The sequence below is a fragment of the Streptomyces sp. NPDC107454 genome (assembly GCF_055582885.1).
Genome location: NZ_JBVJPA010000001.1, coordinates 241,465 through 254,556 on the forward strand (window position 1 = coordinate 241,465; position 13,092 = coordinate 254,556).

The 13,092-nt window shown below is 72.1% G+C and carries 10 protein-coding genes and 1 pseudogene; 7 read left to right on the forward strand and 4 right to left on the reverse strand.

The window, feature by feature from the left end:
• The first annotated feature begins 91 nt into the window (after nucleotides 1-91).
• The gene (locus ACZ69M_RS01050) at nucleotides 92-1,627 is read left to right on the forward strand and encodes an FAD-dependent monooxygenase (protein ID WP_470045853.1); all 1,536 of its coding nucleotides are present in this window, start codon (nucleotides 92-94) and stop codon (nucleotides 1,625-1,627) included.
• 92 nt (nucleotides 1,628-1,719) lie between these two features.
• Nucleotides 1,720-1,857, forward strand: coding sequence for a hypothetical protein (locus tag ACZ69M_RS01055; RefSeq protein WP_470045854.1), 138 nt, complete (start codon nucleotides 1,720-1,722; stop codon nucleotides 1,855-1,857).
• A gap of 38 nt (nucleotides 1,858-1,895) precedes the next feature.
• Here the strand turns inward: ACZ69M_RS01055 and ACZ69M_RS01060 are convergent, their stop codons facing one another.
• Complete coding sequence (locus ACZ69M_RS01060) at nucleotides 1,896-2,393, reverse strand: MarR family winged helix-turn-helix transcriptional regulator (RefSeq protein ID WP_470045855.1); 498 nt, start codon at nucleotides 2,391-2,393, stop codon at nucleotides 1,896-1,898.
• A gap of 109 nt (nucleotides 2,394-2,502) precedes the next feature.
• Between ACZ69M_RS01060 and ACZ69M_RS01065 the strand changes: the two genes are divergently transcribed.
• The 4 genes and pseudogenes from ACZ69M_RS01065 to ACZ69M_RS01080 all read left to right on the forward strand — a co-directional run bounded on the left by ACZ69M_RS01065 (nucleotide 2,503) and on the right by ACZ69M_RS01080 (nucleotide 6,131).
• Complete coding sequence (locus tag ACZ69M_RS01065; protein ID WP_470045856.1) at nucleotides 2,503-3,504, forward strand: EamA family transporter; 1,002 nt, start codon at nucleotides 2,503-2,505, stop codon at nucleotides 3,502-3,504.
• A gap of 17 nt (nucleotides 3,505-3,521) precedes the next feature.
• A pseudogene (locus tag ACZ69M_RS01070) lies at nucleotides 3,522-3,778 on the forward strand (LysR substrate-binding domain-containing protein); the annotation flags it as partial.
• 116 nt (nucleotides 3,779-3,894) lie between these two features.
• A complete protein-coding gene (locus ACZ69M_RS01075) occupies nucleotides 3,895-5,253 on the forward strand; it encodes a sigma-70 family RNA polymerase sigma factor (protein ID WP_470045857.1) in 1,359 nt (452 codons plus the stop codon).
• 101 nt (nucleotides 5,254-5,354) lie between these two features.
• A complete protein-coding gene (locus ACZ69M_RS01080) occupies nucleotides 5,355-6,131 on the forward strand; it encodes an SDR family NAD(P)-dependent oxidoreductase (RefSeq protein ID WP_470045858.1) in 777 nt (258 codons plus the stop codon).
• A 22-nt stretch (nucleotides 6,132-6,153) separates the two neighbouring features.
• On the opposite strand, the gene ACZ69M_RS01085 is transcribed toward ACZ69M_RS01080, so the two are convergent.
• Both ACZ69M_RS01085 and ACZ69M_RS01090 read right to left on the reverse strand, forming a co-directional pair.
• Nucleotides 6,154-7,314: a hypothetical protein gene (locus ACZ69M_RS01085; protein ID WP_470045859.1), complete on the reverse strand. Its 1,161-nt coding sequence runs from the start codon at nucleotides 7,312-7,314 to the stop codon at nucleotides 6,154-6,156.
• Nucleotides 7,311-8,666: a HesA/MoeB/ThiF family protein gene (locus ACZ69M_RS01090; protein WP_470046337.1), complete on the reverse strand. Its 1,356-nt coding sequence runs from the start codon at nucleotides 8,664-8,666 to the stop codon at nucleotides 7,311-7,313. Before ACZ69M_RS01090 ends, ACZ69M_RS01085 begins: the two co-directional genes overlap by 4 nt.
• 352 nt (nucleotides 8,667-9,018) lie before the next feature.
• On the opposite strand from ACZ69M_RS01090, the gene ACZ69M_RS01095 reads away from it, so the two are divergent.
• Nucleotides 9,019-10,320: a M14 family zinc carboxypeptidase gene (locus tag ACZ69M_RS01095; RefSeq protein WP_470045860.1), complete on the forward strand. Its 1,302-nt coding sequence runs from the start codon at nucleotides 9,019-9,021 to the stop codon at nucleotides 10,318-10,320.
• A gap of 89 nt (nucleotides 10,321-10,409) precedes the next feature.
• Here ACZ69M_RS01095 and pepN read toward each other — a convergent pair whose 3' ends face one another.
• Nucleotides 10,410-12,989, reverse strand: a complete 2,580-nt coding sequence (pepN, locus tag ACZ69M_RS01100) for an aminopeptidase N (RefSeq protein WP_470045861.1) — start codon at nucleotides 12,987-12,989, stop codon at nucleotides 10,410-10,412.
• Between the last annotated feature and the right edge of the window lie 103 nt (nucleotides 12,990-13,092).

The following is a 13,092-nucleotide window of genomic DNA, read 5'->3' on the forward strand; positions in this document are numbered from 1 at the left end:
TTGTTGACAGTCCAGAGTGGGCTCCTTATGTTGGTAAACAAGCGTTGGCCAACAAACGTTGACCAACAAGTGTTGGCATCAGGAGGCCGCCATGAACGGCAAGACGAACGGCAAGACGAACGGCAAGGTGAACGGCAAGGCGAACAGCGCCACCACGTCCCGGAACGTGATCGTCGTCGGCTCCGGTCCCACCGGCCTCCTGCTGGCCGGAGACCTCGCCGCCGCCGGTGTCCCCGTCACCCTCGTCGAGAAGCGCCCGCACGGGATCAGCAACCTCTCCCGCGCCTTCGTCCTGCACGCCCGTACCCTGGAGCAGCTCGATGCCCGCGGTCTCGCCGACGAGCTGGAGAGTCACGGCCGGACCGTCGACCGCATCCGCCTCTTCGGCCGGCTCTCCGTCGCCCTCGACACGCTCCCCTCCCGCTTCAACCACCTGCTCGTGATCCCGCAGTACGAGGTGGAGCGGGCGTTGGAGCGGCGGGCGGTCGAGGCCGGAGTGCGGTTCGTGTACGAGACCGAGGTGACCGGACTGCGCCAGGACGCGGCGGGCGTCACGCTCGAGGTCCGCGCTGCGGACGGGGCGGCGGGGGAGCTGGTGGCCGCGTACGTCGTCGGGGCGGACGGGATGCGCAGCGCGGTGCGTGAGGCGGTGGGGCTGCCGTTCCCCGGGAAGTCGGTCATCCGGTCCGTGGTCCTCGCCGACGTCCTGCTCGCCGAGGAGCCGGAGTCGATCCTCACCGCCAACGCCGTCGGCGACGCCTTCGCCTTCATGGTGCCCTTCGGCGACGGCTACTACCGCGTGATCGGCTGGCACCGCGGCCGTGACGTCCCCGACAGCGCGCCGCTCGGACTCGACGAGGTCAAGGAGATCGTCCGGCTCTCCCTCGGCCATGACTACGGCATGCACGACGCCCGCTGGATGTCCCGCTTCCACAGCGACGAGCGCCAGGCACCCGCGTACCGGGTCGGACGGGTCTTCCTCGCCGGTGACGCCGCCCATGTCCACACCCCGGCCGGCGGGCAGGGCATGAACACCGGCCTCCAGGACGCGGCGAACCTCAGCTGGAAGCTCGCGCTGGTCGTCAACGGCCACGCGGACACGGACCTGTTGGACACCTACCAGGCCGAGCGTCACCCCGTCGGCAAGGCGGTGCTGCGCAGCAGCGGCGGGATCGTCCGGCTCGCGATGGCCAAGTACCCCTGGACGCTGGCGCTGCGCTCCGCGCTCACCACGGTCCTCAACGGCGTCGGCCCCGTGGGCCGGAAGGCGGCGGGTCAGATCACCGGCATCGGTTTCGCCTACCGGGCCCCGCGCGGTTCTCACGCCCTCGTCGGCACCCGGGTCCCCGACGTCGCCCTGAAGGACGGCCGCCTCTACGAGGCCCTGCGCGGCGGCCGGTTCGTCCTCGTCGCACCGACGGCGGCCGTCCGGGCGTACGGCCTGGACGACCTCAACGGCCGCAAGGACCGTCTCACCGTGGAGAGCTGGGCGAGCGACCGGCGTACGACCCTGCTGGTGCGGCCCGACGGATATGCGGCCTGGGCCGCCGAATCCCCTGACGCGGCGGCCGTCGAGAGGGCGTTGGCGGCGGCACTGGGCGAGGACCGGTCGTCGAACCGATCATGACCGATGGTGACGGTTCACGGCGATCGCGACCATGCGGTTGACGCGTCCGCAACACGGACCCGCATGCCACCCATGGCGGTTCCGGGAGCCCGGTGCGGTTCAGCCAGGACAATCCGATCACCGGGTCCGCCGCCTGGACCGCCGCGTTGCCGCTGATGGCACTGGCTCAGGTGCTGGGCCGGCTCGCCGTGATACGCGTCAGGCCGAGCCGGGTCGCCACGGCGGGCTGAGGTCCTCAGGGCCGGGTTCGGCCGACCCGGCCGAGACCCTAGGCGCCGGTGCCCATCAGCAACTCGCGCAACAGGGCCGCCAGTTGACCGGCTTGCTCCTCGTCGAGGTGGGTCAGGGCCTCCGTCTGGACGGCGAGCCCCGCGCCGACGGCCTCGTCGATGAGCCGCAGCCCCTTGTCCGTGAGCGTCACCTGGAGTCCGCGCCGGTCGTGCGGGTCCGGGGAGCGCCGTAGCAGCCCCGCGCGTTCCAGCTTGTCCAGGCGCCCGGTCATTCCGCCGGTGGTGAGCATGAGCGTCGCCGAGAGCTGCCGGGGCGAGAGGGTGTACGGGGCGTCCGAGCGGCGCAGGGTCGCGAGCACGTCGAACTCCCCGCGCGAGATCCCGTAGGGCGCGTACGCCTTCTCCATCCGGTCGCCCATCGTGCGGGCGAGCCGGAAGACGCGGCCGAAGACCTCCATCGCGGCGGTGTCGAGGTCCGGCCGGACGGTGGCCCACTGCTCGATGATCGCGTCGACCGGGTCCTGGGGCGTCTTCATGGGGGCGAGTATCCGCCGAGGGGTCGATTGCCCGCAAGAAAGTAGCTTGACTAAAAGTTGCTTAGAGCTAAGCTACTTTCCACTGACCTACTTTGGAATCGGGTGCCTCATGGCCGCGAACGCGAACCGTCCCGCCCTCATAGCCCTGACCGCGCTGGCCCCCATCTCCTGGGGCAGCACCTATGCCGTCACCACGGAGTTCCTCCCCGCCGACCGCCCCTTGTTCACCGGGGTGATGCGAGCCCTGCCCGCCGGGCTGTTGCTCCTCGCGCTGGCCCGGGTGCTGCCGCGCGGCGCCTGGTGGGGGAAGGCGGCGGTGCTGGGCGCGCTCAACATCGGCGCCTTCTTCCCGCTGCTGTTCCTCTCCGCGTATCGGCTGCCCGGCGGCATGGCGGCGGTCGTCGGCTCGGTCGGGCCGCTGTTCGTCGCGGGCCTCGCGGCGCTGCTGCTCGGTGACCGCCCGACCCTGCGGACGCTCCTGACCGGTATCGCCGCGGCCCTCGGTGTCAGCCTCGTCGTGCTGAAGGCGGCGGGTGCGCTGGACGCGGTGGGGGTCCTCGCGGCGCTCGCCGCGACCGCGTCGATGTCCACCGGCACGGTGCTCACCAAGCGGTGGGGCCGGCCGGACGGGGTCGGTCCGTTGGCGCTCACCGCCTGGCAGTTGACGGCGGGCGGGCTGCTGATCGTCCCGGTCGCCCTCCTCGTCGAGGGCGCGCCGCCCGCGCTGGACGGCCGGGCGGTCGGCGGATACCTCTACCTCGCCCTGGCGAACACGGCGGTGGCGTACTGGCTCTGGTTCCGGGGCATCGGCCGGCTCAGCGCCACCCAGGTCACCTTCCTCGGCCCGCTGTCGCCGCTGACCGCGGCCGTCATCGGCTGGGCGGCGCTGGGGCAGTCGCTGACGCCGCTGCAGGTGGCGGGGATGGTACTGGCGTTCGGGGCGACGGTGTTCGGTCAGGTCGGACCGCGTCAGCTCGGGCCGCGTCAGCTCGGGCCGCGTCAGCTCGGGCCGCGGGGCGGGCGGCCGGCTCCCGCTGGATCGTTCAGTTCTTCTGAAAGGAGTGATCGAAAAGATTCGATGGGCGTGACGGTTCCCGCCTTGCGACGGTAGTCGGGCCCCGGGGACACGGCTTCACACCCCACCAGGGGCACTCGGCGGCCGGGTGGACCGCCATTCTCGCCATGGTGGAGGCGGGGATGGCGGTGGCGCTGGTGCCGCGGGTGGCTCGCGTGCGGCGGGAGGGCGTCGTGATGCGCGAACTCACCGGTGACCGCCCGCACCGGCATGTGGTGGCGGTGCGGCGCGGGCGCAGGAGGGCGCGGCGGTGGGGCGGGTGCTGGAGGCTTTGCGGGAGGCGGCTGCGGGGCTGGGGGAGCGGCGATAACGTCACGTCGTCCGCGCGTGACGTAATTCCCCGTCCCCCGTCCCCCGTCCCCCGACCTTCGTCCCCCATCCCCCCTCATCCCCCATCCCCCCATTCCCGGATTCCTGGAGGTTCCTGTGGTCGACGGTGTGTGTCCTGGCTGCGGGAAGGCGCTGGCCGGGCGGACCGGGCGCAAGGGGCGGAGTTCCGTGTACTGCTCGGCCGCCTGTCGGCAGAGGGCGTACCGGGAGCGGCGGGCGGCGCCCGCGGACACCGCCCAGGGGCTCATCGAGGAGGTCGGGCGGCAGGTCCGTGAGCTGGTCCCGGCACCGCCCGCCGTCTTCTACTCCGGGGTGAGCGAGCTGGCCACCTCCGTGGGACGGCTGCGGCGCATCGCCCGGACGGCCCGCGACACGGCGGATCCCGGTACGGCGGACCCCGTCATGGACGAGCGCGTCATGGGCGAGCCCGGTGCGGTGGATTTCGTCACGACCGGTCCCGTTACGGAAGTGGGCCTCGCGGAGAGCGACTTCGCCGCGCTCGTCGAGTCGTACCGGCGCGAACTGCGCGTGCACTGCTACCGGATGTCGGGCTCGTACGACGATGCCGAGGACCTCGTGCAGGAGACCTTCCTGCGGGCCTGGCGGGCCCGGGACGGGTTCGCGGGGCGGGCGAGCGTACGGACGTGGCTGTACCGGATCGCCACCAACGCCTGCCTGGACTTCCAGCGGCGCACGGCGCGCCGCCCACAGCGGTACGAGCCGCTGCCCGGGATGAACCACGGCGGCGCCGAGCCCCCGGCCCGCGTCACCTGGCTCCAGCCCTACCCCGACGACGACCTGCCCTCGACCGAAGAGCAGCCCGACGTGCTCGCCGTCTCCCGGGAGACCATGGAGCTCGTCCTCCTCGCCGCGATCCAGCATCTGCCGCCCCGCCAGCGCGCCGTCCTCGTTCTGCGCGACGTCCTGGGGCTGGCCGCCGCGGAGACCGCCGCGGTACTGGACATGACCGTCGCCTCGGTCAACAGCGCGCTGCAACGGGCCCGGCCCACCCTGCGCGACCACCTGCCCCGCCGCCGCGCCGAGTGGACCGCGGAGGCGGACGTCCGTGAGCGCGAGATCCTGGCGCGTTACATGGCCGCCGCCGAACGCCTCGACCTCACCGAGGTCGCCACCCTGCTCAGCGAGGACATCACGCTCACCATGCCGCCGAACCCGTTCTGGTTCGTCGGCCGCGAGGCGCTCGTGGAGTTCCTGTCCGTCAGCCTCGACCCCGCCTCCCCGATGTTCCTCGGCCACTGGCGCCATTTGCCCGCCCGCGCCAACGGACAGCTCGCGGCGGGGGGTTACGTCCGGCGCCCGGGCACGACCGTCTACCGCGCGCAGGTCCTCGACGTCCTCCGTATCGAGGGCGACCGGATCGTGGAGATCACCTCCTTCGAGCCGCATCTCTTCCCGGCGTTCGGACTGCCGCTGCGGCTGCCCGCCGACCGATGAGTGAGAGACGGCGCGTACGTCTGCATGACCGACTCGTACGGCCGACGTGGCCGGCCGATTCGCACGGGCCGCTCCGACAACCCACCTCATGGAGGTTCACCATGCTGCTCACCGACAAGACCGCGGTCATCTACGGCGCCGGCGGATCCATCGGCGGCGCCGTCGCCCGTACCTTCGCCCGCGAGGGTGCCCACGTGCACCTCGTGGGGCGCACGGCGGCGACGCTCGACGCGGTGGCCAAGGACATCGAGGCGGAGGGCGGCCACGTCGGGACGGCGGTCGTCGACGCGCTCGACGAGGCGGCGGTCGAGGCGCACATCGCGTCGCTGGACGCCGTCGACATCTCCTTCAACCTCGTCACCCGGGGTGATGTGCAGGGTGCCTCGCTGCTCGACATGCCCGTCGACGACTTCGTACGCCCGGTCGTCACCGGCATCCGCGCCAACGTCGTCACCGCCCGCGCCGCCGCCCGCCGTATGGCCGAGCGGGGCTCCGGCGTGGTCCTCACGCTCAACAGCGGTTCGGCGCACGGCAGTCCGATGATGGGCGGAACGGGTCCGGCCGACGCGGCGATCGACACGCTGGTACGCAACCTGGCGATGGAACTGGGGCCGCGTGGGGTGCGGGCCGTGGGCCTGTGGGCGGCCGGTGTGCCCGAGACGCTGACCCGCGAGAAGCTCGCCGCGGTCGACAGCGCCATGGCCCTCGACGAGAACGCCCTCCAGGGCCTGCTCGCGAACCTGGCCGGAATGCGCATGACCCGCCGCAACCCCACCCTCTCCGAGATCGCCGCGACCGCCGCCTTCCTCGCCTCCGACCACGCGGGCGGCATCACCGGCACCTTCGTCAACGTCACCGGCGGGATGTTCCCGGGCTAGGACGATCGGCCGGAACGATCGGCTAGGACGACCGACGGCCGCGGCGGTCGCGCCACCACGTGCGGGCCCACAGCACATGCACGCCGCCGAGCGCCACCACGACGGCCGTCGCGTCGAGGCGCACGGCGGGGGAGTGGCCGGGGCCCAGGTGCGCCACCGCGCGGGCGAACAGCGTGATGTCCGCGGGCAGGGTGACGGTCGCGAGGAACGCGAGACACAGCGTGGTGCCGACGACGAGCACCACGCTGTACGCGCGCACCGCCCGCCGTTCGTGGGCGGGGAGTTCGAGGCTGGGGTCCGGGGCGGTGGTACGGCGCAGCGCCCGCCGTGCCGCGTACTTCGTGTACGCCACCCCGTCCCCGTACAGATCGCGGCAGCGCGTCAGGTCCTGGAGCACGAAGTACAGGTCCGTACGCATGAAGACCATGAGCTGGAAGGGGAGGGGGAGCAGGGCGAGCAGGGCGACGGCGGCCAGGATCCGGCGGGGGGTGCCGTGCGTGGCGCCCGCGGCGAGGGCGGCCAGGGAGGCGGCGGTGAGGTTGGTCGCGATCCCGGCGAGGTAGGCGGTCAACCGGTGGCGGCGCGGGGCGAGTTCGATGCCGCTGATGTCCGTCTGCATGACCAGGAACTGCAGGCGCGTGCCGAGGCGCATCCGGCCGGGCACGCCGGTCGCCCGGGCGGTCACCAGGTGCGCGCACTCGTGGAGCAGCAGGAGCGTCCAGCCGAAGCCCGCGCCGAGCGCGATCACCGCGCTGCCGTGCGGGCTCCAGAGGAGGGTGTGGTAGCTGAGGGGAACGGGTGGGCGGGTGAGCAGGGTGGTGGTGATCAGCAGGGCGATGAGGACGGGCAGGGCCGGGCTGAGCACCCAGCGCACGTGGCGGGGCCTGATCCGGGCGAGCGTCGGCTTCGGCGGGGGTGGCGAGTCCACTTCCCGTCCGTCCACCTCGGCGACGAACCCCAGGTCCACCAGCGCCTCGACGAAGTCGGGTACGTCGATGTCGTCGCCGGTGGTCTCCCGCAGCCGCTGTCTGACCTCGGCGGTGCTCAGCCCCTGCCCGAGCAGGTCCAGCGCCTGCTTGCCGACCTCGGGCAGCGCGACGAACCGGCCCGTCGCCAGCCGGCCGACGATCCACTCGTCGCCGTCGGGGCGGGAGTCGAGGGCGTGCAGGCGCACGCGGTTCACGCGCGCTCCCCGGCCGCGCCGGTGGCTCCGCTCGTGCCGGTAGCCCCGTCGGCGGGTCCGTCGCCGCACGCCGGGCAGTCGGGCCGCCGGGGGAATCGCTGCAGCACCGGGTCGCCCGGCAGCATCAGGTTCATCCCGAAGCGGAAGCCGGGGTCGAGCGCCGGGACGCCGGTCAGGAGGGCCAGGGCCGCGTGGGCGAGCAGTCCGCCGGACAGGCCCGCGGTGACCGCGGTCGCGGGGTTCCACGGCAGGTGCGGGGAGGCGACCCCGTCGTCCTGGCCGGGCGCCAGGCGCAGCTCGCGGCGGGCCACCTCACCGGCCCGCAGACACTCCCAGCAGGCACCCCGGCCCGGTACGTGGACCCCGGCCGTCACCAGCGGGCCGCGGTAGCCGGCGTCGACCCAGGGCAGGTCCGCGGCCAGACAGACACGGTTCGCCCAGCGACGGATGTCGTCGGGACGGTCGGCGGCGAGGACGAGAAGGTCGTACGAGCCCCGCGCCGGGGGAGGGACGCCGGGTGCCCCGGCCTGTTTCGGCTCGCTCGGGGCTTGGGGCGGTCCGGCCTGGTTCGGCCGGCTCGGGACCTCGGACGGTCCGGCCTGTTTCGGCTCGCTCGGGGCTTGGGGTGGCCCGGCCCGTTTCGGTTCGTTCGGGGCTTCGGGTGCCCCGGTCCGTATCAGCTCCGCCAGGTCCGCCGGGTGCCGTATCTCCCGGCGCTCCCCTGTCACCGTCACGTCCGAGTTCAGCGCCCGCAGGGTGGCGAGCGCGGCCGTCACCTTCGGGCGGCCGAGGTCCGACTCGCGGAAGAGGGGCTGGCGGTTGAGGTTGGACAGCTCCACCACGTCCGGGTCCACGCAGTGCAGACGGCCGACCCCGGAGGCGACCAGGCTCTGCGCGGCGTACCCGCCCGTGCCGCCGACGCCGACCAGCAGCACCCGGGCCCGGCGCAGCCGGAGCTGGGCGTCCCAGGGGCTCGTCCGGGGGCCGAGGTCCATCCAGCGCAGCAGCGGCACCCCCCGGCTGTAGCGCAGCCGTTCCCGCTCGGACACCGGCACGGGCGCCGCCGCGTCCTCCACGAACCCGGCGTCGAGCAGGTCCGCCATCGCCAGCCGGACGTCCTCGGGCGTGAGGTCGGGAAGTTCGCGATGCGCCCTCAGCACCTCGCCGACCACCGCCGACGGCTCCCGCGCTCCGTCCATCGTCTCGACCAGCGTCCAGACCCAGCCCTGCGGGTCCTCGATCTCGGCGCCGATACCGTGGATGACGCTGCCGATGCGGACGTTGCCGTCGATCGTGCGGTACGGCCGGTGCTCGGGCTTGATCCGGGGCCTGCGGAGCGTGTCGACCGGCACCGTCACCAGGACCCCTTCCCGTTACAGGTACATGCCTTGACACTCTGGTCCCCCGAGTCGAGCCTTGACAAGACGCGGTCGGCGATCGCGCCCGCAACGCTCAACGTCCCTACTGACGAGAGGAGTTGGGGTGCCCACCAAGATTGTGATCCGCCCGTTGGACAAGAAGGAGACCACGGGCGACAGCAGCGGAGGCAACGGCGGCTGATCCGTTTCGCCGGACAGGTCCCAGGCCACCGCAGAGCGCACACAGAGAGGGGGCCACATGGCCGCCAAGATCGTGATCCGTCCGCTGGACAAGAAGGAGACCACCGGGGACAGCAACGCGAACGGCACCTGACCGGAGCCCGGCATGCGGGGAACCCCGTATCCCACCCTCGGTGAGCTGCTGCGACGCGCTCGCGCGACGGTGGCGGCACGGCCCGGTGCACTGCGGTTGCGTGCCGTCGGGACCTCGCGTGCCGGCCGGCCGCTGTGGCTGCTGTCGGCCGGACACGGCCCCCGGCACATCCTCACGGTCGCCGGCGCGCACGCCAACGAACCGGTGGGCGGGGTCACCTCGCTCTCCCTGGCCGAGAGGTTCGCGCGGGAGCCCGCGCTGCTCCAGGAGTCCGGCTGCACCTGGAACTTCCTGCTCTGCCTCGACCCCGACGGCGCGAGCCTCGCCGGGCGATGGCTGACCGCACGACCCGCCGAGGGACGGCCTGATGAGAGGCTGCCCACCGAGGGACGGCCCGGTGAGGGACCCGCGGCCGAGGCCTCGCCGACCCTCCGGAGCTACTACCGGCGCTTCTACCGGCCCGCCTTCGCCGCGCAGCCCGAGTTTCCGCCCGTCGCGAGTGACCCGCGTCCGGTGATGCCGGAGTCCGAGGCATTGGTGCGGCTCATCGACGAACTGCGCCCGGTCGTGCAGTTCTCGCTCCACGGCGTCGAAGTGGGAGGATCCTTTCTGCAGTTGACTCGCGCGGTGCCGGGGGCGGCGGCCACCTACCGTGGGATCGCGGCGGACCTCGGCATTCCCCTGGAACACCGGCCCTTCGACGGCATGGGATGGCTGGCCGAGAGTCCGGGCGTGCTCGTCCTGCCGGACAGCGGCCCCACCGAGGAACGGGACCCGTCCGGCTTCACCTCGCAGGCGACCTGGCTGTACGCGATGCGGCACGGCACCGTGTCGGCGGTCGTCGAGGCGCCCTTCTGGAGCGTGGCGGGCGTCAGCGATCCCCGGCCCGTCGCCGAGCCCCGGCGCGAGGTCGCGGAGGCGAGCGAGATCCTGCTCGGCCGGGCCAAACAACTGGAGGCGGTGGTCGGGGAACTGGGGCCCAGATCACCCGGTACCCCCGAGGAGATCGCCCACTTCACCGCAGCCCGCGAGCTCATGGACATCGGCCCCGGAGTCGTGGACACCTGGAACTCCGCCGAACTCGCCACCACGATGGGCAACGCCGTCTCGCTCGGCGTCGCCGCCCGGCGGATCCCGCTGCGCGCGGCGGCCATGATGCGGCAGGCCCTGGGCGGCGCTCCCGCGCTGGACACCCTCGTGGAGGCCTGGGCGCGGGAGCTGGCGAGCACCTTCGACGCCCGCTGGGTCCCCGTGGCCGACCAGAGCGAGCTCCAGATCCGCACGATGCTCGCACTCGCCCGCGCCCTGGTGTGACCCCGGGCGCCCCCACATGCCCGCACGCCCGCGCATGCGAAAGGGGGCTCCCGGCACGACGCCGGGAGCCCCCGCTCACGTACGACCGACTACGCGGACACTGCCGCCGCGTCCGCCGCCTGAGCCTTCAGCGCGCGCTCGATCCCGGAGCGGGACTCCGAGATCAGGCGCCGCAGGGCCGGGGTGGGCTCGGCCGCGGCCAGCCACGCGTCCGTCTTGGCGAGGGTCTCCTCGGAGACCTGGACGGACGGGTAGAGACCGACCACGATCTGCTGGGCGATCTCGTGCGAACGGGCGTCCCAGATGTCCTTCACCACGGAGAAGTACTTGTCCGTGTACGAGGCGAGCAGTTCACGCTGGTCGGTCTGCGCGAAGCCGCCGATCACCGCTTCCTGCACGGCGTTCGGGAGCTTGTCGGACTCGACGACCGCGGCCCAGGCCTCCGCCTTCGCCTCCTCGGTGGGACGCGAGGCCCGGGCCGTCTCCGCGTGCCGCTCACCGGCCGCCGTCTTGTCGCGCTCCGCCTCGGCGCCGATCTCCGCCTCGTCATAGCGCCCGACCGCCGCGAGCCGCTGGACGAACGCCCAGCGCAGCTCGGTGTCGACAGCGAGGCCCTCGATGGTCTCCCGGTCCTCCAGCAGGCCCTCCAGGAGGTCCAGCTGCTCCGGCGTACGGGCGGTCGCCGCGAAGGCACGCGCCCAGGCGAGCTGGTGGTCGCTGCCGGGCTCGGCGGCGCGCAGGTGCGCGAGCGTCGCGTCCGTCCAGCGGGTCAGCAGCGCCTCGCGGGCCGTCGGGTCGGCGTACAGCTCGATCGCCATCTTCACCTGGCGCTGCAGCGACTGCACGACACCGATGTCGGACTCCTTGCCGATGCCCGACAGGACCAGGGACAGGTAGTCGCGGGTGGCGAGCTCACCGTCGCGGGTCATGTCCCAGGCCGAGGCCCAGCACAGGGCACGGGGCAGGGACGACTCGAAGTCGCCGAGGTGCTCGGTGACGAAGGCGAGCGAGTCCTCGTCGAGGCGGACCTTGGCGTACGACAGGTCGTCGTCGTTGAGCAGGAAGACCGCCGGGCGGCCCTTGCCGACCAGGTCCGGTACGGCCGTCAGCTCGCCGTCGACGTCCAGCTCGACACGCTCGTCGCGCACCAGCCTGCCGCTGTCGTCGTCGAGGTTGTAGAGGCCGATCGCGATGCGGTGCGGGCGGAGGGTCGGCTCACCCTTGGCACCCTCCGGGAGCGCCGGGGCCTCCTGACGGATCGCGAAGGAGGTGATGACCCCGTTCGCGTCGGTCTCGACCTCCGGCCGCAGGATGTTGATGCCGGCGGTCTGGAGCCACTTCTCCGACCAGGTCTTCAGGTCGCGCCCGGAGGTCTCCTCCAGGGCGCCCAGCAGATCGCTGAGGCGCGTGTTGCCGAAGGCGTGCCGCTTGAAGTACGCCTGCACGCCCTTGAAGAACTCGTCCATGCCGACGTAGGCGACGAGCTGCTTCAAGACGCTCGCCCCCTTCGCGTAAGTGATGCCGTCGAAGTTGACGAGGACGTCGTCCAGGTCGTTGATCTCGGCCATGATCGGGTGGGTGGACGGCAGCTGGTCCTGCCGGTACGCCCACGTCTTCATGGAGTTGGCGAAGGTCGTCCAGGAGTGCGGCCAGCGCGACTGGGGGGCGTAGGCCTGGCAGGCCGCCTCGGCGTAGGTGGCGAACGACTCGTTCAGCCACAGGTCGTTCCACCACTCCATGGTGACCAGGTCGCCGAACCACATGTGGGCCAGCTCGTGCAGGATCGTGGCGGCCCGCACCTCGTACGATGCGTCGGTCACCTTGGACCGGAACACGTACTGGTCGCGGATCGTCACCGCGCCCGCGTTCTCCATCGCGCCGGCGTTGAACTCCGGCACGAAGAGCTGGTCGTACTTCTTGAACGGGTACGCGTAGTCGAACTTCTCCTGGAACCAGTCGAAGCCCTGCCGGGTGACCTCGAAGATCGCGTCCGAGTCGAGGAACTCGGCGAGCGAGGGCCGACAGTAGATGCCGAGCGGCACGCTCTGTCCGTCCTTCTCGTACACGCTGTGCACGGAGTGGTACGGCCCGACGATCAGCGCGGTGATGTACGTGGAGATCCGCGGCGTCGGCTCGAAGACCCAGGTGTCGTCCTTGGGCTCGGGCGTCGGGGAGTTGGAGATCACGGTCCAGCCGGTGGGCGCCTTCACGGTGAACTGGAAGGTGGCCTTCAGGTCGGGCTGCTCGAAGCTCGCGAACACCCGGCGCGCGTCCGGGACCTCGAACTGGGTGTAGAGGTAGGCCTGCTGGTCGACGGGGTCGACGAAGCGGTGCAGGCCTTCACCGGTGTTGGTGTATGCGCAGTCGGCCACGACCCGCAGGACGTTGCGGCCCTCCAGGAGCCCCAAAAGCGCGATCCGCGAGTCCTCGAAGACCGCGGCGGGGTCGAGGGGGTCCCCGTTCAGGGTCACCTCGTGAACGGCGGGAGCCACCAGGTCGATGAATGTCTCCGAACCGTTCTCCTCGACGTCGAAGCGCACCGTGGTAACGGACCGGTAGGTGCCGCCCTCCTGCGCGCCCGAGAGGTCGAGATCGATCTCGTACGAGTCAACGGTGAGCAGCTTCGCCCGCTGCTGCGCCTCTTCCCGGGTCAGGTTTGTGCCAGGCACGCGGTCATCTCCTCGTTATGTGACGGTTGCGCCATCCTTCCATGGGACCTGCACGGATGCGATGTCCGTTACCCGCCGGTGCCAGGCACGCGCGGGCGCGAGC